Here is a 22218-nt window from a genome sequence, read left to right on the forward strand (position 1 = left end):
GCTTTAATCTTTTCTTTAGTATTAAAGGGTATGCACAAACACATACCCTTTATTATTATTTCCCTGCTAAATAGACATTTATCTTTTCAACCAACGGATCTGTATTATTTGCCGAAGAATAATTCAATATCATCCTCTACTGTTCCGATTCCTGCTATACCGAAATTTTCCACCAAAACTTTTGCTACATTTTGTGATAGGAAGGCTGGAAGTGTAGGTCCTAAGTGAATATTTTTAACTCCAAGATATAATAGGGATAAAAGTACTATTACAGCTTTCTGCTCATACCATGCTATATTGAATACTATTGGAAGTTCATTTATGTCTTCAAGACCGAATACTTCTTTAAGTTTTAGAGCTATTAATGCTAAGGAATAAGAGTCGTTACACTGACCTGCATCAAGAACTCTTGGAATTCCTCCTATATCTCCTAATTCCAGCTTATTGTATTTGTATTTTGCGCATCCTGCTGTTAAAATAACCGCATCCTTTGGAAGTGCTTTTGCAAAATCTGTATAGTAATTTCTTGACTTAGCTCTTCCATCACAGCCTGCCATAACCACAAATTTCTTTATAGCTCCTGATTTTACTGCATCTACTATCTTGTCTGCTAATGCTAGAACCTGATTATGAGCAAAGCCTCCGATAATTTCTCCTCTTTCAATTTCTGTAGGTGCTGCACATTTCTTAGCATGTTCAATTATTTCACTGAAATCTTTCTCTACTCCTACCGTGCCCGGAATATGCTTGCAGCCTGGGAAGCCTGCAGCTCCTGTAGTATAAACTCTATCTTTATAGCTGTCTTTAGGAGGTACTATACAGTTAGTAGTCATGAGAATTGGTCCGTTAAAGCTTTCAAATTCTTCTTTTTGCTTCCACCATGCGTTTCCGTAGTTTCCTATGAAATGCTTATATTTCTTAAAAGCTGGATAGTAGTGAGCTGGAAGCATTTCTGAGTGAGTATATACGTCAACTCCAGTTCCTTCTGTCTGCTTAAGCAGCATTTCTAAATCTTTTAAATCATGTCCAGATATAAGTATTCCCGGTTTATTTCCAACACCAATATTAACCTTTGTAATTTCAGGATTGCCATAAGTTCCTGTGTTAGCACCATCAAGAAGTGCCATTCCATCAACACCACTCTTACCAGTAGCCATAGTAAGCTCTATAAGCTCATTAACAGTTAGCGTATCATCTAAAGTTTTTGCTAGTGCTTCCTGAAGGAAAGCATCCACTTCTTCGTTATCAAAGCCAAGAGCATTTGCATGCTTTGAATAAGCAGATAAACCTTTTAATCCATATATAATAAGTTCACGTAAGCTTCTTATATCTTCATTTTCAGTAGCTAGTACACCTACGGTCTTTGCCTTTTTAGCCATTTCATCCTTATCAAAGTTTTCCCATAAAGCAGCCTTAGAAAGGTTGTCCTTATTTGTTAATTCTTCTAATAAAGCTTTTTTAGCATTTAAGGTCATTACTATTCTTTCATAGAATATCTCTTCATCAAAGTTTGCATTTGTTATAGTTGTGAATAAATTTAATGTAATCATATGATTTAAATCTTTGCTGATTACTTTTCCTTCTTTTCTAAGTCTTGTAGTTATTTCTGAAATTCCCTTTGTTACATATATTAATAAATCCTGCATATTAGCTACTTCTGGTTTCTTCCCGCATACACCTACTTTAGTGCAGCCGCTGCAGCTTGCTGTTTCCTGACATTGATAACAAAACATCATATTTTCCATATGTATATCCTCCTGAAATCTTTAAGATTTATTTTTTATTTTCTTCATGAGTTAATAATACTATGGATTACTATATGTTTCGGTAACATTTGTTACAGGAATAAAAAAAAGCTATGTTTTTACATAGCCAAATAAATTTAAATTTTAACCCTTTATAACGCTGTGAACGGTGTCTTTGATTACACTTAAGGCTTTTAAATCCACATTTGCATCAGGTGAAAAAATAGTTTCAGGCACATAGGTATTTTCTAAAATATTTTTTCCTAGTATGACTTCATACCAAGTAGCAGCCGTTAGATATCTGCCATATATGTAGTGCATATGGAAACCATCTCTGCAAAGAGAAATACCGCCTTTTTCATATATGAAAGGTTCTTTTTTTCTTGCTTCTTGAATCACATCACCGCAGGGGATAATTCTAATTTCTAATTTATCTGCAGCTTTAGCATAAGCCTTCTTTAGCATCTCATACATTTCCTGCTGATTCTTATGGTATCGTCCAAAACAATCATGAGTGCTGTCTATTTCATAGGCCCAGGTTTGGTGAATCAAAATCTCCGCATGGGAAGTGTTCTCTTTTATATATTGAAATAATTGCTCAATATAAGGATAATAGGTTTCCTCTAAGCCGCTGTCATGGCTTGCCTGCTGAATTATAACAAAATCCCATTCCTCTTCTTGAAGCGCATCCTTAATGGACACATAATTGTCTGTAGCCGTTCCATTTATTTGATACATATATAACCTGGCATTTTCTTGTATATTTTTCCAGTGAGTTTCTAATGGACATCCACCTATGTACAAATTCACTATCTTTGTATCTATCCCTCCTGCCTGGGCTATCTTATGAAGATAGTGAGTGGCATCTTCTGAGAAACTGTTACCTATAGCTAAAATTTTGATTTTCTTTTCCATTTAAATTCCTCCCAATATAAGCAAAGGCTAATACCCTCAGCATAAATTAATATGCAGAGGGTATGCAATAATTTTTCTTTCAGTTTTAAACTTGTTTAAATTCTATCCAGTCAAATTCCATTCCTGGTTTTATGAAATCAAGTTTTACTTCATATAAACCTTCTTGAAGTTCAACCTTACCTAACTTGTATCTTACCCAGTTATTATCTGTTCCATTGGTTTGTACTGTAGCTACATTCTTTCCATTTAATACGATATTGCAAGCTGTTTGTGCCAAGTAATTTCCTGGACACTTAACCTTAGCTACTATTCTGTATATTCCGGCTTCTTTAACCTTCATATAAGCTGCTTCTTTAACATTAGGCTTAAATTCAGCATTCTCAGCTAATTCATGTAAAGCATTTGGTGAAACTGCGTTACTTGCTTCAACTATTTCTATCTTTTCTATTAATTCCTGCTTTCTGAAAAATACTGGTGAATCCATTATGAAACTGCATATATTCATAGCTGAGCGCTGTAATTCTCCTCTAGTTAACGAACCATTTTTAAGGGATTCCATAGTATTGTCATCAGAAGAATTAATTTCTGCACCATAATTGCTTATTACCATGAAAAGATCATTCTGAGCTCTAACCATGGAGTTTGTGTTCTTGCTGCTAGGCTCTCCGCCCTTTACAACATCATTCATCATTGCCCACCAGTCCGTCATTACTATTCCATCAAATCCCCATTCTTTACGAAGAACAGTAGTATTTAAGTCATAGCTGGACGCTGTCCAATGACCGTTAAGAGGATTATAAGAGGTCATGATTGACCTAGCCTTTCCTTCTTTAACTGCTATTTCAAAGCCTTTTAAATAAAGCTCTCTAATAGCACGCTCAGAAACCACCGCATCAACCCTGCTTCTAGCTATTTCTTGGTTATTACAAGCAAAATGCTTAAGAGTAGCATTGGAACCGCCTTTTTTAATACCGCGGGTTGCTGCTGCAGCAAAATATCCTGTAACAAGGGGATCCTCTGAATAATACTCAAAATTACGTCCATTTAATGGACTTCTTCTAAGATTCATACCTGGTCCAAGCAAAGTGTCTACATTGTTAGATACCAGCTCCTGACCTTCCATTTTATAAAGCTCTTCTACTAGTTCTACATTCCAAGTAGCAGAAAGCAGAGTTCCTATTGGAAGCTGTGTTGCCTTAAGTCCGCCTTCCATACGAATCCCTGAAGGACCATCTGCTGTACATGCAATAGGGATTCCATAAGAAAACAGTGTATCGGTGACTCCGCCAAAAGCAGAAGCAGTTCCTGGAGTAACCCAAGGGCTGCTCATTCCTTCGCCTCTAACAATAGCAGCTAGCTCCTCGTCTGTTAGCTGAGCAATAAATTCTTCCATACTCACTTTCTTATCATATACATCTTTTAGTTTATAGCCAAGATTTCCAGTGTAATCAAAAGTTTTAGGAAGATTATTTTTTATGCGTTCTTCTAAAGAAATATTCTGTCTAGGCACATCTTCATAAATTATTTCATAGCTTCCATCAGCTTTTCTAGTTCCTGGCTTCATCCTTGTAAAGCTTTCTGTTGGAGCTAAAGCCTGCTCAAGTTTTTCAATTACCTGAAGCTTATCTATATTATAACTTTCTTTTCCTTCTACTCCAATCCTAGAAGCCTTCCTTACGCTATTTCCAACATAAAGCTTATATTCACCGCTTTCCAATACATAGCTATAGTCATTTCCTGTAAAGCCGCCATCATCATAGGATGCCATTCTACTAATAGGGAAACTGATAGTAATGTACTCTGCTTCGCCAGGTTTTAGAGTTTTAGTTTTGGTGAAAGCTGCGAGAACTCTTGAAGGTTTTCCCAGCTCACCTTGCGGTGCCTCATAGTAAACTTGCACCACTTCTTTTCCTTCAAAGTCACACCCTATATTTTTAACTCTGACCTCTATTTCAAAATATTTTTCTCCACCCTTGGTAACAATTTTTGCATCATTAGCTTCTATATTAAATTCTGTATAAGACAATCCATAACCAAATTCGAATTGAACCTTTTCTGGGGAGAAAGTTTCAAAATATCTGTAACCTACATAAATATCTTCCTGATAATAGTTTTTAACCTTGCTGCCATAATTTTGGGTAGAAGGATAATCTTTAATGGAATATGCGATGGTATCTGCCAGCTTGCCGCTAGGTGTCACCTCTCCTACAAGCACATCTGCTGCTGCATTTCCACCTATCATGCCTCCCTGCCAGGTATATATGACACTCTTTATATTTTCTGCATAGCATTTTTCTTCTAGCCATGCCATATCAATAATGTTTGATACATTTAGTACCACTGCCACTTTATCAAAATACTTACATACTATTTTAAGCATATCTTTTTCTTCTTCAGTTAATTGATAGCTTCCTGGCGCATCTGCATTATCCTGATCTTCTCCTGCAGTACGACCAATAACAACTATGGCTTTTTCTGATTTTTTTCTAGCCTGTGATACAATTTCATCTGACAAAGGCATTTCCTTTTGATGCCACGGCTCAGCTGCCCAGCCGCCTCCACCATTGTCAAAGGGATTTTCTTCAATCCATTTTTCATAAATTGCTGCCAATTCTTCATTTACTTCTATTTTTTTCTTACTGCGAAGACTATCTAAGAGATTAGTTGTATATTCAACATTCACACTTCCTCCAGATCCTGTTCCGCTTCTATAGTAATTAACTTGAATTCTTCCAAAAATAGAAATTTTTTCTTCTTTAATAGGAAGATTTTGCTCTTGATTTTTTAATAAAACAGCTCCCTCCGCAGCTACTTTTCTGCTAAACTCAGGGAATCCTTTTAATGGAACGCCGATTTTCTGTACATTCATATTGCTTACCTCCAACTGCTGTGATAACATCATTATAGATTATAGAATTTTACTTAGATATAATTTTTATATGAAAAAATATAAATATTTTGTCATACAGGTGATAATATGAACAATTTAGAGCAAAAAAAAGAAGTTATTAATGGTGTATCTTACAATTATTTGTGCCACTTTCAAGAAGCTTACCAGGCAGGAAATTGTTTCCCCGCCCATTATCATAGCTATATAGAAATATTATATGGAGTCACTGGGGTGTTTGAGGTAATACTAAATGGAAAGTCACACAATTTCAGCGAAGGAGATTTAGTATTAATAAATTCAAAAGAGGTGCATAAAATCAATGCCTACCTTCCAGACGGCGGAAAATATATTGTATTAAGATTTGAGCCCGAGGTTATTTACAATGGAATGCTGCATAACCATATGCAGCTAAAATATGTACTTCCCTTCATTTTGCAGAATTCAAAGCATCAGAAAGTTATAGAAAAATCAATTATAGATACTACCTTTATACCAGCTTTGCTATATGACATACTGAACGAATTTCAGAAAGAGGCTTACGGCTATGAGCTTGCCATAAAAAATCATATTTGCAGAATCTTTCTTTGGATTCTAAGATATTTTCATGAAACCAGCACCGACTTTATAAATTCACCTCTTTCAGATATAAATTTTATCCAAAGGCTTCAGCCTTGCCTTGATTATGTTTTGGAGAATTTTGATGAGGAACTTAAGCTTTCTCATATGGCCTTTCTCTGCAATATGAGTCCAAGCTATTTTTCTAGAATTTTTAATGAGCATATGGGTATGAATTTCAATGAATATGTAAATTACACAAGAGTAATGGAAGCTGAAAAGCTTTTAGTTTCTACGGATATGAACATTACAGAAATTGCAAATACTGTGGGCTTCAGCACCACCAGCTATTTTATAAAACTTTTTAAAAAGTATAAAAATATTTCTCCAAAGCAATTTAGGAAAGAATTTTCGGAAGTTTATGTGCTGAAGAAGCAGAGTTAGAATTTGTTATATAAAAACTATGCTGATAAAAACTGCTGCAAAGCTAGTTTATTCTCAGCTTTACAGCAATTTTAATTACTTTATATTAGAGACTCATATAACTTAGTTATATCCTGAACGCTTGTTTCTTTTGGATTTCCTGGTCTGCAAGCATCATCATAAGCGGATTGTGCAAGAAAAGGAATGTCTTCCTTCTTAACAATAGCCTTCAGGTCTTCTGGGATTCCTACATCCTGTGATAGTTTTCTTACAGCAGCTACAGCAGCTTTTCTGTATTCTTCTACAGTCATATTTTCTGTTCTACTAACTCCCATAGCCTGTGCTATGTACTTGTATTTATCACCAGTTGCTTCTGCATTATATTCCATTACTGTGGGAAGTATTATTGCATTTGCAATACCATGTGGTGTATCGTAAAGCGCTCCAAGAGGATGAGCCATGGAGTGAACAATTCCAAGTCCTACATTTGAAAAGCCCATTCCTGCAACATATTGTCCAAGAGCCATGCCTTCTCTTCCTTCTGGAGTATTAGCTACTGCATCTCTAAGTGATCGTGAGATAATTTCAATAGCTTTTAGATGAAACATGTCTGACAATTCCCAAGCTCCTGCAGTGATATATCCTTCTATAGCATGAGTTAAAGCATCCATACCTGTAGCTGCAGTTAAGCCTTTTGGCATGCTTGACATCATATCTGGATCAATTACTGCTACTACTGGAATGTCATGAGGATCTACGCATACCATCTTACGATTCTTTTCTACATCTGTTATAACATAGTTTATAGTAACCTCTGCTGCAGTACCTGCTGTAGTTGGAACTGCTATTATTGGTACGCATTTATTTTTAGTAGGAGCCACACCTTCAAGGCTTCGTACATCTGCAAATTCTGAATTGTTTATTATTATTCCAATAGCCTTAGCAGTGTCCATGGAAGAACCTCCGCCAATTGCTATTATATAATCTGCGCCAGATTTTTTGAAGGCTTCCACACCTGTTTGTACATTTTCTATGGTTGGATTAGGCTTTATGTTTGAATAAAGTTCATAATTCAAATCGTTTTCATTAAGTACATCTAAAACTTTCTTAGTTACACCAAATTTAATTAAGTCAGGGTCTGAACATACAAAAGACTTTTTGAAACCTCTGATTTTTACCTCTTCTGGAATATTTTTAATTGCACCTGCTCCATGATAAGAAGTTTCATTTAGAACAAATCTATTTGCCATTTTATCTCCCTCCTAAAATCAATTTATATTCCTATTATACTCCATTTTTTATAATTTTTCATATAAAAATTCAAATTAACTTTTAGATAAGCTGATAAAAATAACACCTTACTATTTTACCACTCATATCCTATACCAGGAGGTGGAAAAATGGAACAAAACCTATGTTATTCAGAATTGCTGATGAAGGACTATTCTGGAATAAGCAGTGAATACACTGCAATTTCTCAATACGTATATTATAATATGGTTACAGATAATAAAAAGATTGCCAATGATTTTATGAAAGCAGCCAGAGATGAAATGACTCACCTGCATCTTTTAGGAGATACTATAATAAAACTTGGAGGTAATCCTATTTTTATAAATGAATACGGTGAGTACTGGAACAGCTCCTTTGTGCCTTATGGCTGCAATATAGCTGATAGGCTTCAACTAGCTATAAAAGGAGAATTAGATGCCATATATCAATATGAACTCCACGCAGCTATGATACAAGATCCATATATACAAAAGCTTCTTCAAAAAATTATAGCCGATGAAAAAAGACATGCAAACATGTTTCAGGAAGATTTGGCTAGCCTTTGCTAATAAATTTACAAGCCCCTACATAGACATAGGAGCTTGTTTATATTGTATATTATCAGATTTTTTCTTCCGTAACGGATTCTTCTGTTCTCCAATATTTAGCCCCATTCCTTGTGCGAGATAGAAGTTTGCTTTCTATAAGCTCCCTTCTTAACAAGAAATAATCTTCAAAAGTATGATAGTTCTCAATAATATTATTTACTTCTTTTTCGCTGTAAAAATGATTATACTGAAATTTATCAGCCAAATACTCTAAAACCAAAAGTCTGGAATCATGCTTAGAAGGCCAAACCTTTATTTTTCCTTCCTTATCTAAATAATTATTAACACTGTTCATTTTTATCACTCCTTATCTCTTTAGCCAATACTCTTTGCAATCCCTTGTTCTTTCTAGAAATCCGTATTCTATAAGATATCTTCTTATAGTTGCTATATCTTCATGAATTGGTTTAAGTATTGCATTAACCTGTATTTCTGAATACTTATTTCCAGGCTCAAACAATGCTGATATCTTTCTCAGTACAACTATTTTTCTCTTTTCTTTTGTTGGAAAAGCTTTTAACCTTAGAGGCTCTAACGAATCAAAATATGTTCTTATTATTTGATCCTGTTCAGAATTAGTAACCTCATATCTTTCATCTACCATAGTAGCCCCACTATGCAATGTAACTAAATCCTCTTTTATATCTCTTCCAGCTTTACTTTCAACCAATTCAAAAATAGCAAGATAGGCCTTCGCCTGCTTTGCCTTCTCTCTGAACGCAAATCTCTGATGGCGTATTGTAGCTGGTGATACACCATTCTTTTTAGCTATGTCATTATCAGACATGCCCTCATAAAAGTCTTTAAGCAAATTTTTTTGATTATCCGTGATACCTGTATACTTCTTATCAAATTCCAATAAGAACTTCAGCATATTTCCATGTTTTTCTTCCACATGGGATTCCACTGCCCTGCCCGCTTCAAAAAATCTTCCTTCAATAGGATAAATTTCTCCATTTTCAAATTTCTCCTCACAAATCAAACATTTATATGTGCCATTATCCTCATCAAAGGAATATCCTCTTTTAATTTCATTAATATCCGCTTCCAAAAACAATTTATCGCTCATTTTTTACACCTTACTTTATAATGTTTATATTTATAATAAACATTATAAATATTTGTTTGTATAATGTCAATTACTAAAAAGGCATTAAATGAAAAAACACCCACATAAGTGAGTGTATATAAACCTAAAATTTTTATGTATTAATCAACAATCTTAAATTAAATTCGGGGCATTTTGTAGCCCCGAAAAAATTGAACAGTTTTAAAAGTAAGGAATTACCACCACCAGCCTCCTAGAGATCCTAAGAGAAGGCCGGCACCTAGTAATCCCAACCATCCTTGATTTCCATAGCCTAAGTACCTGCCGCTCATATTATAAAGATTATATCCATTATAATATCCTACAGGTACTCCAGTAGCCGGGTGGTAAACCATCCCATTTGAAAAGTAAGCTACTGGTGTATGACTTGCATCATAAACCATTGAACCATCAGTATATCCCATAACATGATGTCTGTTATCATATATTTTGTTATTCTTTACATACCCATGAACACTACGATTATAATCATATACTCTTTCCATATGCTTTCCACCTTTTCATCCTATTATCGTTTATATATAAAATATAATTCATCTCACGCTGCTTATTCTTATATTCAGAAGAAATATATCCTTCTGTTTTCATTATATGAACCATTGACAAAATATGTCTGTCAATATATAACAATAATATAAGAAATTTTTTATATTTAATATGACATACAGCTGTCATTTTTTACGGATTATCATAAGTATGTAGAAAATTTTAGGAGATGATATAAATGTACACAAGTACAATAGAGCGATTTATGGACAAAACGAAGGTGCCCTCAGCTTCAGAAATATCTAATCTTTTAGGCATCGAAGCTGCTGGAAGAATAAACAAATTGGAAAATTTTCTAACCGAAAACTATGATTTAATTCGAGAATTAAAATTTCCATTCGGAAATAACTACGGCTGGGGATACAAATACAGCTGCAAAAGCAAGCATTTATTTTACTTATTTTTTGAAAAAGGCCTCTTTACCATTACAATATCAATAGGTAAAAGTGAGCTAAAAGAACTGTATAAAATGTTAGATACTATGCTTCCAAAAACAAAAGAAATGTGGAAAAATCGTTACCCTTGCGGCGATGGCGGATGGATTCATTACCGCATAGAAAATGATGATGAACTATTAGACATGGAAAAACTTATATTTATTAAGAAAAAACCTAAACCAAAATGTGCTTCCTAAATAAGTAGGCAGCACATTTTGTACTATCAGCTTAAATCTAAAATGAAATCAGGTAATAATTAATTAAAATTGAATACAAATAAGACTTAAGGTTCCAAGCTCATAGCTCTTATGAAGAAGCTTAGGTGAGTCGCTTAAGCCGCTTCCCATAGCTATAAATAGCGGTACAATATGCTCTTCGCGAGGTACTGCATTCTTTGCATAGGGTGCTAAATTCCTATAAGAGAATAAAGCTTTCTTATCGTTACTTTCTAATTTTTCTATAAGCCAATTATCAAACTGTGCCGCCCAGGATACAGGATTATCTCCTTCATCTGTCAATGTTCTCAAATTGTGAACCGTTGATCCGCTTCCGATTACTAGAATGTCTTCTTCTCCCAAGCTTTTTATAGCTTCCCCTATTTTATATTCTTCCTCCATAGAAAGAAATGGATTAACCGAAACCTGTACAACTGGTATATCTGCTTCTGGATACATAAGATAAAGTACATCCCAAGCTCCATGATCCAAGCCTCTCTTTGTGTCGAGATAACTGTCTATATTGCTGCTTTTAAGTAAATTTTGAACCTTTAAAGCTACTTCAGTTGAGCCCTTAGCTCCATACTGTAAAGAATATAACTCTCTTGGAAAGCCATAAAAATCATAAATCATATCATATTTTGAATCTATAGCTGATATGGTTGTGGTTTGATTTTCCCAATGCGCTGTAAATATAACAATAGCCTTCGGCTTTTCTTTCTTTCCTAATTCCTTTAAAAAATCTGTATATTCATTCTTTTCCACTGCAAGAGTTGGACCACCATGACATAAAAATAATGGTTTAATCATAATTTACACTCCTTTACTACAACATGTATATATATAATATTTTGTATTATTTATTATATTATACTACTATATTATAATAACTTACTTACTTTTGTCAACTATATATTTTAAAGTAATGATTATTAAAAAAGGCATGCTAAAAAATTAAATTAGCATACCTTTTTGTGCAAAAAACATTTTTTTAGATTTGCACCTCTAAATTAAATTTCGTATTTCGCCTTCCAGATTTCTTTTTCAACAGCTGCTTTTGCATCAATTATCTCAGCTCGATTCAGTCCATCCTTAACTGCTGCTTCCACAACTGCTGTGGCAACCAGCTTTGAAGCTTCCTTAAGTCTCGCAACAGGAGGCAATATAGATGCACCTGGCTTTGAAAGATCCTGAAGCTCTGCAATTCCATGGGCAGCTGCTGAAAGCATCGCATCTGAAACAGTTTTAGCTTTTGCTACTATTATTCCAAGTCCAAGCCCAGGATATAGTAGAGCATTATTTGCCTGCCCTATTTTATATGTAACTCCCTTATATGCTACAGGATCAGAAGGACTTCCTGTTACCACAAGAGCTCTACCATCAGTCCACTCTATAATATCCTTGGCAGTTGCTTCTGCAAGTCTAGTAGGGTTTGAAATAGGCATAATAGCCGGTCTTTCATTTATTTCTGCCATTTTTCTTACTGCTGCTTCAGAAAAAGCGCCGTGAACTCCAGAACATCCAATAAGAACTGATGGTTTAACTGCTGCTACGATTTCAGCAATGTCAGTTAAAGGCTTTTCAAACTCTCCTTTTGACCTAGCATATTTTTTTTGTCCATCTGTTAATCCATCCATATCTTCAGTAATAAGACCTTGTCTGTCTATAATATAAAAATCCTTTATTGCTTTCTTTTCATCAGCCCCAGATCTAACCTTTTCAAGGAGTATTTGGTCGGATATACCAATTCCTGCAGTTCCTCCTCCAAATACCAATATTTTATGATCCTTTACAGGAATCTTTGTAACCTCTCCAATAGCATTCATAGCAGATACCATCATTACTCCTGTACCTTGAATATCATCATTAAAGGTACAGATTTTAGATCTGTATTTTTCAAGTATCCTGCTGGCATTTCCACGTCCGAAATCTTCCCAGTGAAGAAGCACTTCTGGAAAAAGCTCAGTGGAAATTTTTACAAATTCATCTATGAAGCTATCATATTTTTCACCCGTTATTCTTTTATTCTTGTTTCCCAAGTATAATGGGTCATTTAAAAGTTTATCATTATTTGTTCCAGCATCTATTACCACAGGAAGAACATTTCTAGGATTAATACCCGCAGCTACTGTGTAAACTGCAAGCTTTCCTATAGAAATATCAACTCCTTGAACTCCCCAGTCACCTATTCCTAGAACTCCTTCACCGTCCGTAACTACAATTAATTTTATTTCCTCAAGGCCTTTTATTCCTGCTTCTATGGATTTTTTTATGTTTTCCGGATGATTAACGGATAAGAAAACTGCATCCTTTGGAGTCTCATAGTTTTTAGAGTAATTTATAACTGCATCTCCAATGGTTGGAGTATAGATTATTGGAAGAAATTCAGTAACATGCTTTCCTATAACATAGTAGAAAAGGGTTCTATTTGTATCAAATAAATTCATAAGATAATTATGTTTTTCAAGATTATCTGAAAAAGCTTTTGTTCTTTCATATATGATTTGCTCCTGCTGTTCTATGGTTCTCACTTCATTTGGAAGCAAACCTGTAAGAGCATATTTTTCTCTTTCTTCTTCTGTGAAGGCTGTTCCCTTATTTAAAAATGGATTTCTTAATAAATCTTGTCCTGCTAACTTAGTCATTATTTTGCATTCCTCCTAATTCTAGTATATTCAAATCAATCACATAAAAATAAGTAAAAAGAAAGTTCACTTAAAGCCATAAGAGTTTCATAAATATGCGTAAGTTTTCCTTTCTTTTCATTTCAGCCTTATTATACTTCCAACTAGCTAATATAAGCAATATTGTTTATTTATAATGTTATAAGTATTGCTTATAACTCAAAATTAATACTATTATTTCTCGGACTTTATATATATTTTACATATTTTTTAAGAACCTTAGCAAGAGGTAACCCTAATATTAATCCAACAACAATTTGCATCAAATTTCCTGGTATTGATGCTGCTGGCGTTATCCAATTGCCATAAAGTATCCCTTCTGTTATGTAATATCCAATTATCATCCAAACTCCAGATAAAAGCATTGCAAATATATTTAACAAAAGACTATTTCCATTTCTATTTTTGCTCCAGGTAATAGCTCCAATCATATATCCCATAATTCCTCTTATCACAAAAGTAAAAGGTGCCCAAAGTGCCCAGCCTGAGGATAAATCAAAGATTGCCATACCAACAGCTCCAGCTATGGCTCCCTTTTCTTTTCCGAAAACAATGGCTGCTGTAAATAGCATTACATTTCCTAAGTGAACCAATCCTCCGTTAGATAAGAAAGGTAATCTAATATTAATGAATGAAGTTGCTACAAACACTAACGCTATTAATAGTGCTGTTACCACCATGTCCTTAATTGTAAATTTACTTTTTACTTTATTTATTTCCATCGTCTTTCCCCCATTTTTATTTATAAAATTATTATTTGTATAAATATTTATTAAACAATTCCACCAACTCTTTTTCACTATTGAAACCTAGATCCTTTAATCCTTTGCCTATTACATTTAATGCATAAACCATTTTATCCTCACGAGCATTTTCTCCCATATGTCCTATTCTTAAAATCTCATCATCATAAGGCTTTAAGGATGTAATTATTAAAGTGTCATATTTCTTTAGCATGTGAGCCTTAAGCTTTAATGCTCCTATACTTTGCGGTATCTTAACAGCAGTTACTGTATTGGAATAGCCCTCAGTTAAAAATAGTTCAAGTCCATATTCCTTAACAGCTTTTCTTGTGGCCGCTGCAATCTTTTCATGTCTATTAAGTACATTTTCAATTCCCTCCTCTAAAATATTATCAGCTGCCTTGCTTAATCCCATAATGTCACTTATAGGCATTGTATACGGAAACCACTTATCTTTATAATAATTTTCCCAAATAGTTAAATTGCAATAAAAACCTGTTATAGGAGTCTTTCTATTCTTCATTGATGCTTTAGCTTTTTCACTAATACTGACCATAGTTAATCCAGCTGGAGCTGAAAAAGCTTTCTGGGACCCGCCTAAAGCAATATCTATTTTCCACTCATCAACTTTTATAGCTTCCCCCGCCATAGCTGAAACCGAATCAACCACAGTTAATATTCCATACTTATTAAGCAATGGGCATATCTTGGATAAATCATTTAAAACACCTGTTGGTGTATCACAATGAACTACTGTAGCATACTTAAAGCTATGATCCACTTCTAAAAATTCGCTTAATTTCTTCACATCGATAGCTTTGCTATAATTATCTGAAAAATATACTCCTTCTCCTCCATACATTTCAACAAAATCCTTAAAGCCTCTTCCGTAAATTCCATTATCTAGTACAAGAACTCTATCTCCTGGTTCAGTAAGAGATGCGCAGGCCGCTTCTAATCCTAAAATTCCTTCGCCACTCAATATGTATACTGGATTTTCAGTATTAATTATTTTTCCTATTTTCTCACAGGTATTTTTATAAAATTCAACAAATTCTTCATCTACATCTGGATTAGTGGTAGTTTTAGCCCTCTCTAGTCTCACATTTTCCCTTACGCTGGTAGGCCCCGGCGCATATACAAATTTATTATTCATTAGAAATACCCCCTTTTTTTAGTTTGTAATATTAATAAAATAGCACATAAAGCAGAAAAAGTGAATTGTACCGATACAATCCACTTTTTTTCATGTTATCTATTTAAAAATATTCTTATACTCAATATCAATTAAGTTCTTTATTTGCGGAGCCCAGACTCTAAAAGGCTCTATGCTTGAATTAATGCTAATGATTATTTCATTTGGGATGTCAAGTTGAGATATTTCTTTTGAACCATTTGAAAGTTTTGTCTCCTTTAGAGCAGGCAGATATAAAAACTATAGAAAATATTAAAAGAATATAAATAATTTTAATGAATATTTTCATTTCAATCACCTGATTATACTATATCTTTTTTTCCACCATTAATTTTCTCAATGGAATCTTCATATATCGTTTGCTTTAATTCTTTCATGTAATCAGAAAATTCCACTTCTTTCTTTCCATACCAGAGGTTTGCTTCATATTCAAGTGGTATCCAGGTTGACAAGTCTGCTTCATTATGTTGAATTAATGCTTCCATCTTATCTAGTGCCTTATAAATTTTAGCTTCTACAGTTTCTTGTTTATTCATTTCTAAAAATAGTTCTAGCAATTCTGTTTTATATGGCTGTGGCAAACTCCAAAGTAGATCTGAAACTGCATCATTCTCTACGGTTTCATCGCTTTCTGTTTTTACAAAGGCTGGAATATCACCAGTAATAGCTTCACCTATATCATGCCATATACACATTAAAATCACTTTGTTTATATCTGCATCAGGAAACTCATCTTTCACTAGATATGCCATTAAAGACAATCGCCAGCTATGCTCTGCTACACTTTCATGCCGATTCGATGAGGTCCATGAATGACGAGTATTATTTTTTAACTTTTCTGCTATGGACATTATATCAATAAATTGTCTTGTGTTCATTTTATTTTGCACCACCCAATACATTACTTTATCTTTTACATATTCTTATCTTAAGCTTTCTTTTCACTAGTTTGAGCTAAAAGATTTTAATTCTTTAAATCTTTCGTTGCAAAACTGTATTTTTACTTTGGAATTTTTAAAATAATCTGTGGAAAGTAAATTAGCTAAATCTTGATATTGATCTGCAACATCCTTGTCATTTAAATATTTTTGATCAATTATAACCGAAAAGATATATTCATTATCTATTTTATCAATTTTCAGTGAAGCTTTATCATTATCGCCAATGATTTGAGAATTATATAGATACTCTCCAAATTTTTTAGCATCATCTTGTTTAATATTTTCTGTATAATATAGCTCACTTCCATGTATCTGAATTTTATTATCTGGGATATCTCCATAATAAACTGTTAATGCAATTAGAGGTACTACAATTATAGCACAAATAATAATACTCAAGAATATTGGTAAAGCAAAGGAAGCTTTTTTACCTCCACCTAGAATGTGAGAGGCATATAACTCTTTTTGATTCCTTGAAAAGTAAGAAGCAACAAAAATATTTACAGCATAGCCAATATATTTACTATCATTCCCAGGAATGAAAACCGATACTACTAAAAGCAATAAAAAGCCTGCAATCACTGAAAAAAGAGTATAATTCTTTTTCTTCTTGTCTCCCATTCGTCCATAATTAAGAGCATACAAAACTCCAGCTGGAACAAAAGAAAAAATTATGCTTATTACCAAAAAATACTTAGGATTCCACAACCCTTTTTCATTAACATTCTTTTTATTGATCAATCCTTCAGACACTCCAAATTCTCCCATGGCAATCCCCCTAAGAAATTATATTCAATGATATTATTACGAAATTTGACACTAAAGTCAATCTAATTAATCCATATTAAAGCAATTTTTACATCTCTTTTGCTAGCATAGAAAGCTTATTGATTGTTTTCCAATTGCGCACAGTTGCTGATGCATCTAATTTCTGAAGATTGCTGGCAAGTTTTGAATTTCGAATACTGTTAAAGAATAAAAGAAATACATCTCTCCCTAAAATAAAATATTCATCATTTTCATTTTTATAAGCATTAAGAACCTCAATTTTTTCTTTTAACGGAGCTTTTTCCAAAAAAGCAACATATAAACTCTCAACTTTGGATGATGACTCAGCTTCTAATATTTTCTCTCTGGAGAATGGGCAATTCAAAATAATGCTCTCCAACTCTTCAGAGGTTCTTAATACAACTTTAACTGGAAAACCGAAAGCTGACTCAATCTCATCTTGGATTTTATTTTGAAGATAATCTTCTGGTTCACTTGATTTGAACAGTACATTCCCGCTTTGTATATATGTTTTTACCTCACTAAACCCAAGAGATTCAAATACTTTTTTTAACTCAGCCATCTTAATTATATTCTTTCCACCTACATTAATGCCTCTTAAAAATGCTATAAAAACCTTCATTTGTTTCATCTCTCCTTACTATATTACTTATAATTTTTAATTAATTCACCTTTGTTCCGCCCCATTCAACCACTGTAAACCCCTTTCTGCTAAAAGGCCTAAGCTTCTGCTCCTCTACTTTCACAGGATTATCTAAAGGCTTATAGAGCATCATTACTCTTAGCATTGAATCCGGCTTTGGCGTTATATCAAGCTTTGCAATATTCTCATAATCCTCACCTGCGAAGCTTATGAGATTGTACTTATTTTCCTGTAAAATAGGAAGCCAGTACACTATAAACTCATTATATTCTTTTGTAGTCAGTCCAAGATAGGCAAGTTTTTCTTGAAGAAACTTTTCCGTATCGCTGCCTTTTACCACAAAGCCTTTGGTCATGTCCCATTTATTTTTTGAAATTCCTTCCCAAAATAAATATGAGTATTCCTTATTGTCAGAAAGATTAATTAAACTACCGTCTGGCTTTACTTCTACTGTCCAGCCATCCTTATATTCAGGGTAACTGCAAGTAAGCTTGCCCTTGTAGTCTAACTTTACACTCACTGTCTGTTCTGAAGCTGGATATAAATAGATTACCGGCTTCGCATTTTTCTCACCTCCTGGACTATCGCATGCTGGCAATATTAGCGTAAGCAATAAAGATAAAATAAGAACTATTATTTTTGATTTTTTCATACAAATTCCACCTTCTGAATATTTTCATTATAAGATATAATCTAAAAAAGCCTTCATCTTATTTGCTGAAAAGTATATAGTTCCTTATATGCATCACTTTCAGTCATCAACTTTTCATGCGTGCCTTGAGCAACAACATTGCCTTTATCTAAAACGTATATAATATCTGCATTTTGAATAGTTGATAATCTATGAGCTATTATGATTGTGGTCTTTCCCTTTCTTAATCTATCGAGATTCATTTGAACGTAAAATTCAGTTTCAGTGTCTAATGCTGATGTTGCTTCATCTAAAATAAGTACTTCTGTATTCTTTAAAATAGCTCTTGATAACGCAAGTCTCTGCTTTTGTCCCCCCGATAAGACAGTTCCACGCTCACCAACTTGCGTTTCATATCCATTTTGAAAGCCCATAATAAAATCATGACAAAGCATTTCTTTACATACACTTTCAATATGTAATTGATCATATTCTTTATCAAATACAAGATTTTCTCTAATGCTGGAAGGTATAAAATAGGGCTGCTGAAAAACCACTGAAATTTTATCTGTAAATTGCTTTCCGTAACAATTGATTGAAACATCGTTAATAGTAATCTCTCCTTCATCAGGTAAATACGCTCGAAGTAGCAATTGTGTAATAGTTGACTTTCCACTACCACTTGCACCAACAATTGCAATTTTCTTACCAATTGGAAAATCCATTGATAAATTATTAAGGACTGCAGCAGAATCCGTTGAATAGCTAAATGTTACATCTTTAAATTTTATCGATTCGATCTTTCCACTAAAATCAACTGAGCCAAACTCAGCACTCTTTTTTCCCATTACAGACTGAATACATTCAATAGAAGCCTCCAGTCTTTTAAAGGTTAAGCCTTGTTCAAATAATTGTCCAAGCTCCGTTACAAATTGATCAACAAAAGTATAGCTTATAACAAATTCACCCATTGAAATACTATTTGATATGACCCCCATACCTCCAAACAAAATTGTAACAAGTCTGGTGCCATAGAGAAAAGGGTCACTTACAAATGACATTTTATTTTTAAATAAACCTTGCTTTATAATAGCCTTAAAGCAATCAGAAAACTTATTCTCATACTGCTGAAGCTGCCATTGCTGACGATTATATGCTGTGATTTCCCTGATTGATGAAATGCTCTCTTCAATAGTAATCGAAACACTGGCCTTTTCTTCTTTTACACGCTGTGAAAACTGTTTTATTCTCTCCCCAAATTTGTGAAGCAAAACATAATAAATAATTGTTACTGTCACTACAATAAGCAGCATTATAAAATTAATATTTGCTATTGAAAATGCTAAAAACACGATGGTAAGAATATTTTTCACTGATTCTGAAAGAATTTGATTAACAGATAAATCACTGGCATCAGCTATATTGTTTCTAATATTATTTAATAAGCTGCCTACGTGTTCTTTATTAAAAACTGCAGTAAGCATATCATAAACTTTTGATAAAAATTCCTTTGTTAAAGACATTTGAAGATGGTAACCTATATGGAAAAAGGCTACCTTTCTAACTGTAAACCATAGCCTTGGTCCAAAAAAGAAAATTGCATATAGTGCAAGTATTTTAGGAAATTCCTGATACTGTTTTTGGGTGAAGACTTTATCAATCAAATCACCTTGTAGTAAAGTTGCAATAATGGGAGTCAAGCTTTCTAAAAAAATCGCGAAATATCCTAGTAAAAGTAAACGTTTCATGTTCATATATTTAAATATGAACACCATATTAGCCCTCATTTTTAGCACCTCTCATTACTAATTCATAAAATAGTCCCTTTTTATCAATCAACGACTGATAGTTTCCTTGTTCTGCAATTTTACCCTCTTCAAGAACTATGATTGAATCATATTCTCTGATTGTAGAAAGCCTATGTGCTACAGTCACCACTGTTTTACCAGCTGATAATTCCTCAATAGACTTCTTAACAGCAGCCTCTGTCAAGTTATCCAGTGCTGAGGTGGCCTCATCTAATAGAATAATCTTAGGCTCCTTAAGCATCATTCTGGCTATGGAGATACGCTGCTTTTGACCGCCAGACAAACGTACACCGCGTTCACCAAGAATTGTGTCATAGCCTTCTTCTGTATCCATAATAAACTCATGAGCACTGGCATGTTTTGCTGCTTGTACAATTTCTTCCTCAGTGGCACTAGGATTTCCGAACTTAATATTGTCTTTAATTGACATATTGAATAAGTATGTATCCTGAAACACATATCCAAAATTTTGTCTCAGCTCCTTAAGCTTTAAGTTTCGAATATCATATCCACCCATTGAAACTTCTCCGGCTGTAACGTCATAAAATCGGCCAATAAGCTTTAATATTGTTGACTTTCCGCTGCCACTTCCTCCAACAATAGCAGTTTTTTTCCCAGCTGGAATGGTAAATGATATATCTTTTAAGATGGGTTGATTCTCCTTATAGGAAAAAGAAACCTTTTTAAATTCAATATTAAATTCATCAATTTTTGCTTCTAAACTTTTATCCTCTTCTACTACGTCTGGCTTCAACTTTAAAAACTCATATAAATGCTTTGCGTAATTTAGTGCATTATACTGAGCAGGAATAATATAAAAAAACACTGAAAAGCCTCTTGAAATAAGTCCCATGAGAAAGCTGTATCCAACTAAATCTCCAACAGATAAAGCACCTCTTTGTATTAGTTTCAAGCCATAAAAGTAAAATAAAACAATAGAAATCGTTAACGTAAAGCCCACAGTTGTATAACGAAAATGTCTCCAAAACACTGACCACATTCTAGCGATTCTAAATTGATTGAAGTCTTCAATAGTTCTATTTATAAACCAGTCTTTGCTTCCTATTGCTTTTAATTCCGTTCTAGCCTCAATTGCATCATATAGAGACTTTTGTGATGCTTGTGCAGCTTTTGTTTCAATGCCTAGATAATACTGTATTCTTTTATTTGCTGTTCGATTAAGAAATACATATATAATATTACCAATCATCGCAGCCCAAAAAAATATTGGTTCACTGGAAATTAGAATAATGGATGGCACTGCAAACTGTGCTAGGCAGTAGATAAATTGCGGAAATAGAAAGGTATAGGTTTGCTGCGTCTGACTCACAGCATTCTCAAATAGAGCTAAAATCTCTCCTGTAGGCACTTTTTCATAATAGGAAAAGCCTAACTTTTGTAGCTTCACCATTAAATCCGTTTGCTGATTCTTAATAATTTTGTTAGATATGATTTGTTCTAATAGGTTGAATATGGCTTTTACGATCAAAATCAAGATAACGATTCCGCACAAAAGTAAAATTTGATTTACTAGTAGCTGCATGCTTTTTAATGGAATAACATTATCAATTAAATATCCCATACGGCGAGGAATCATTAATTCTCCCCAAATCATACCCCCACCGCATAGCACATATAAGAAAGTTGGTAATATAAACGGTTTGAAGTAGCTTAATGTCCAAAAGTATAGCTTAAGCATTTCTCTCTTTTCTAGCTGTTTTTTCATTGCCTTCCCCCTAACAACTTACTTCATGCTATTTGATTACTTAATTATACAAAATATGAATATATTTTTCAAATTTCCATTTTAACCAGTGTGAATTTAACTAAAGAAAGTCCATCAATTATTAATTTAATAAAAATCATAAACAGATTGAATTTTGCAACTATTTATAATACAATTAATGTATAAAATTCCATATGAAGGTAACATATGCAATCAGCATTAATGTTTTCAATAGTTCCTATTAATATAATTATAGCCTTCATAATTGTAGTATTTTCTTTTCTAATTGTTTCAATTAAATCTATAGGCCACTTCACTATATAGAAAGCTATTCGGACAATCTA

Annotated in this window: 20 protein-coding genes and 1 pseudogene; 3 read left to right on the top strand and 18 right to left on the bottom strand. The window is 33.6% G+C overall.

The window, feature by feature from the left end; translation table 11 throughout:
* Positions 1 to 104: 104 nt before the first annotated feature.
* The 4 genes and pseudogenes from hcp to IAI10_RS10660 form a co-directional block, all read right to left on the bottom strand.
* Positions 105 to 1745, bottom strand: a complete 1641-nt coding sequence (gene hcp, locus IAI10_RS10650) for a hydroxylamine reductase (RefSeq protein WP_315673238.1) — start codon at positions 1743 to 1745, stop codon at positions 105 to 107.
* A gap of 144 nt (positions 1746 to 1889) precedes the next feature.
* Positions 1890 to 2660, bottom strand: coding sequence for a DUF4886 domain-containing protein (locus tag IAI10_RS10655; RefSeq protein ID WP_315673239.1), 771 nt, complete (start codon positions 2658 to 2660; stop codon positions 1890 to 1892).
* Between the two features lie 203 nt (positions 2661 to 2863).
* Entirely contained in the window at positions 2864 to 2953 is a 90-nt protein-coding gene (locus IAI10_RS24670; RefSeq protein WP_396334368.1) for a hypothetical protein, read from the bottom strand.
* A gap of 212 nt (positions 2954 to 3165) precedes the next feature.
* Positions 3166 to 5562, bottom strand: a pseudogene (locus IAI10_RS10660) (glycoside hydrolase family 3 protein); the annotation flags it as partial.
* A 75-nt stretch (positions 5563 to 5637) separates the two neighbouring features.
* Here IAI10_RS10660 and IAI10_RS10665 point away from each other — a divergent pair.
* Entirely contained in the window at positions 5638 to 6549 is a 912-nt protein-coding gene (locus IAI10_RS10665) for an AraC family transcriptional regulator (protein WP_315673241.1), read from the top strand.
* Between the two features lie 80 nt (positions 6550 to 6629).
* On the opposite strand, the gene fucO is transcribed toward IAI10_RS10665, so the two are convergent.
* Positions 6630 to 7778 (bottom strand): lactaldehyde reductase, encoded by a 1149-nt coding sequence (gene fucO, locus IAI10_RS10670; RefSeq protein ID WP_315673242.1) that lies wholly within the window; start codon positions 7776 to 7778, stop codon positions 6630 to 6632.
* Between the two features lie 150 nt (positions 7779 to 7928).
* Between fucO and IAI10_RS10675 the strand changes: the two genes are divergently transcribed.
* The gene (locus tag IAI10_RS10675; protein WP_315673243.1) at positions 7929 to 8369 is read left to right on the top strand and encodes a ferritin family protein; all 441 of its coding nucleotides are present in this window, start codon (positions 7929 to 7931) and stop codon (positions 8367 to 8369) included.
* 52 nt (positions 8370 to 8421) lie between these two features.
* Here IAI10_RS10675 and IAI10_RS10680 read toward each other — a convergent pair whose 3' ends face one another.
* From IAI10_RS10680 to IAI10_RS10690, 3 genes are all read right to left on the bottom strand, one after another.
* Positions 8422 to 8703, bottom strand: coding sequence for a DUF2087 domain-containing protein (locus tag IAI10_RS10680; protein ID WP_315673244.1), 282 nt, complete (start codon positions 8701 to 8703; stop codon positions 8422 to 8424).
* Between the two features lie 12 nt (positions 8704 to 8715).
* On the bottom strand, positions 8716 to 9477 hold the full coding sequence (locus IAI10_RS10685; RefSeq protein ID WP_315673245.1) for a DUF2087 domain-containing protein: 762 nt from the start codon (positions 9475 to 9477) through the stop codon (positions 8716 to 8718).
* Between the two features lie 215 nt (positions 9478 to 9692).
* Complete coding sequence (locus IAI10_RS10690) at positions 9693 to 10001, bottom strand: 5-fold beta-flower protein (RefSeq protein WP_315673246.1); 309 nt, start codon at positions 9999 to 10001, stop codon at positions 9693 to 9695.
* Between the two features lie 239 nt (positions 10002 to 10240).
* Between IAI10_RS10690 and IAI10_RS10695 the strand changes: the two genes are divergently transcribed.
* Positions 10241 to 10696, top strand: coding sequence for a DUF3788 family protein (locus IAI10_RS10695; RefSeq protein WP_315673247.1), 456 nt, complete (start codon positions 10241 to 10243; stop codon positions 10694 to 10696).
* Between the two features lie 63 nt (positions 10697 to 10759).
* On the opposite strand, the gene IAI10_RS10700 is transcribed toward IAI10_RS10695, so the two are convergent.
* The 10 genes from IAI10_RS10700 to IAI10_RS10745 form a co-directional block, all read right to left on the bottom strand.
* Entirely contained in the window at positions 10760 to 11524 is a 765-nt protein-coding gene (locus tag IAI10_RS10700; RefSeq protein ID WP_315673248.1) for a class III extradiol ring-cleavage dioxygenase, read from the bottom strand.
* Between the two features lie 200 nt (positions 11525 to 11724).
* Positions 11725 to 13359 carry an NAD-dependent malic enzyme gene (locus IAI10_RS10705; RefSeq protein ID WP_315673249.1) on the bottom strand — a complete coding sequence of 545 codons (1635 nt, stop codon included), beginning with the start codon at positions 13357 to 13359 and terminating at the stop codon, positions 11725 to 11727.
* Positions 13360 to 13586: 227 nt separating this feature from the next.
* Positions 13587 to 14120: an ECF transporter S component gene (locus IAI10_RS10710; protein WP_315673250.1), complete on the bottom strand. Its 534-nt coding sequence runs from the start codon at positions 14118 to 14120 to the stop codon at positions 13587 to 13589.
* A 31-nt stretch (positions 14121 to 14151) separates the two neighbouring features.
* The gene (locus IAI10_RS10715) at positions 14152 to 15297 is read right to left on the bottom strand and encodes an alanine--glyoxylate aminotransferase family protein (protein WP_315673251.1); all 1146 of its coding nucleotides are present in this window, start codon (positions 15295 to 15297) and stop codon (positions 14152 to 14154) included.
* Between the two features lie 341 nt (positions 15298 to 15638).
* Positions 15639 to 16214 carry an HD domain-containing protein gene (locus IAI10_RS10720; protein ID WP_315673252.1) on the bottom strand — a complete coding sequence of 192 codons (576 nt, stop codon included), beginning with the start codon at positions 16212 to 16214 and terminating at the stop codon, positions 15639 to 15641.
* 66 nt (positions 16215 to 16280) lie between these two features.
* Complete coding sequence (locus IAI10_RS10725) at positions 16281 to 17045, bottom strand: hypothetical protein (RefSeq protein ID WP_315673253.1); 765 nt, start codon at positions 17043 to 17045, stop codon at positions 16281 to 16283.
* A gap of 88 nt (positions 17046 to 17133) precedes the next feature.
* Positions 17134 to 17688, bottom strand: coding sequence for a DUF1697 domain-containing protein (locus IAI10_RS10730; RefSeq protein WP_315673254.1), 555 nt, complete (start codon positions 17686 to 17688; stop codon positions 17134 to 17136).
* 40 nt (positions 17689 to 17728) lie between these two features.
* Entirely contained in the window at positions 17729 to 18361 is a 633-nt protein-coding gene (locus IAI10_RS10735) for a hypothetical protein (protein ID WP_315673255.1), read from the bottom strand.
* 53 nt (positions 18362 to 18414) lie between these two features.
* On the bottom strand, positions 18415 to 20127 hold the full coding sequence (locus IAI10_RS10740) for an ABC transporter ATP-binding protein (RefSeq protein WP_315673256.1): 1713 nt from the start codon (positions 20125 to 20127) through the stop codon (positions 18415 to 18417).
* On the bottom strand, positions 20117 to 21874 hold the full coding sequence (locus tag IAI10_RS10745; RefSeq protein ID WP_315673257.1) for an ABC transporter ATP-binding protein: 1758 nt from the start codon (positions 21872 to 21874) through the stop codon (positions 20117 to 20119). The genes IAI10_RS10740 and IAI10_RS10745 overlap by 11 nt, the downstream gene beginning before the upstream one ends.
* Positions 21875 to 22218 lie beyond the last annotated feature (344 nt).

This window comes from Clostridium sp. 19966 (genome assembly GCF_032335695.1).
Taxonomy (GTDB): Bacteria; Bacillota; Clostridia; order Clostridiales; family Clostridiaceae; genus JACTOJ01.

What these genes read in the sequence shown, in the direction of transcription:
- IAI10_RS10700 (WP_315673248.1), bottom strand. Translation starts at nt 11,524, where the DNA reads ATGATTAAACCATTATTTTTATGTCATGGTGGTCCAACTCTTGCAGTG.
- IAI10_RS10675 (WP_315673243.1), top strand. Translation starts at nt 7,929, where the DNA reads ATGGAACAAAACCTATGTTATTCAGAATTGCTGATGAAGGACTATTCT.
- IAI10_RS10715 (WP_315673251.1), bottom strand. Translation starts at nt 15,297, where the DNA reads ATGAATAATAAATTTGTATATGCGCCGGGGCCTACCAGCGTAAGGGAA.
- IAI10_RS10710 (WP_315673250.1), bottom strand. Translation starts at nt 14,120, where the DNA reads ATGGAAATAAATAAAGTAAAAAGTAAATTTACAATTAAGGACATGGTG.
- IAI10_RS10680 (WP_315673244.1), bottom strand. Translation starts at nt 8,703, where the DNA reads ATGAACAGTGTTAATAATTATTTAGATAAGGAAGGAAAAATAAAGGTT.
- hcp (WP_315673238.1), bottom strand. Translation starts at nt 1,745, where the DNA reads ATGGAAAATATGATGTTTTGTTATCAATGTCAGGAAACAGCAAGCTGC.
- IAI10_RS10705 (WP_315673249.1), bottom strand. Translation starts at nt 13,359, where the DNA reads ATGACTAAGTTAGCAGGACAAGATTTATTAAGAAATCCATTTTTAAAT.
- IAI10_RS10720 (WP_315673252.1), bottom strand. Translation starts at nt 16,214, where the DNA reads ATGAACACAAGACAATTTATTGATATAATGTCCATAGCAGAAAAGTTA.
- IAI10_RS10745 (WP_315673257.1), bottom strand. Translation starts at nt 21,874, where the DNA reads ATGAAAAAACAGCTAGAAAAGAGAGAAATGCTTAAGCTATACTTTTGG.
- IAI10_RS10725 (WP_315673253.1), bottom strand. Translation starts at nt 17,045, where the DNA reads ATGGGAGAATTTGGAGTGTCTGAAGGATTGATCAATAAAAAGAATGTT.
- IAI10_RS10730 (WP_315673254.1), bottom strand. Translation starts at nt 17,688, where the DNA reads ATGAAGGTTTTTATAGCATTTTTAAGAGGCATTAATGTAGGTGGAAAG.
- IAI10_RS10695 (WP_315673247.1), top strand. Translation starts at nt 10,241, where the DNA reads ATGTACACAAGTACAATAGAGCGATTTATGGACAAAACGAAGGTGCCC.
- IAI10_RS10665 (WP_315673241.1), top strand. Translation starts at nt 5,638, where the DNA reads ATGAACAATTTAGAGCAAAAAAAAGAAGTTATTAATGGTGTATCTTAC.
- IAI10_RS10690 (WP_315673246.1), bottom strand. Translation starts at nt 10,001, where the DNA reads ATGGAAAGAGTATATGATTATAATCGTAGTGTTCATGGGTATGTAAAG.
- fucO (WP_315673242.1), bottom strand. Translation starts at nt 7,778, where the DNA reads ATGGCAAATAGATTTGTTCTAAATGAAACTTCTTATCATGGAGCAGGT.
- IAI10_RS10740 (WP_315673256.1), bottom strand. Translation starts at nt 20,127, where the DNA reads ATGAGGGCTAATATGGTGTTCATATTTAAATATATGAACATGAAACGT.
- IAI10_RS10685 (WP_315673245.1), bottom strand. Translation starts at nt 9,477, where the DNA reads ATGAGCGATAAATTGTTTTTGGAAGCGGATATTAATGAAATTAAAAGA.
- IAI10_RS10735 (WP_315673255.1), bottom strand. Translation starts at nt 18,361, where the DNA reads ATGAAAAAATCAAAAATAATAGTTCTTATTTTATCTTTATTGCTTACG.
- IAI10_RS10655 (WP_315673239.1), bottom strand. Translation starts at nt 2,660, where the DNA reads ATGGAAAAGAAAATCAAAATTTTAGCTATAGGTAACAGTTTCTCAGAA.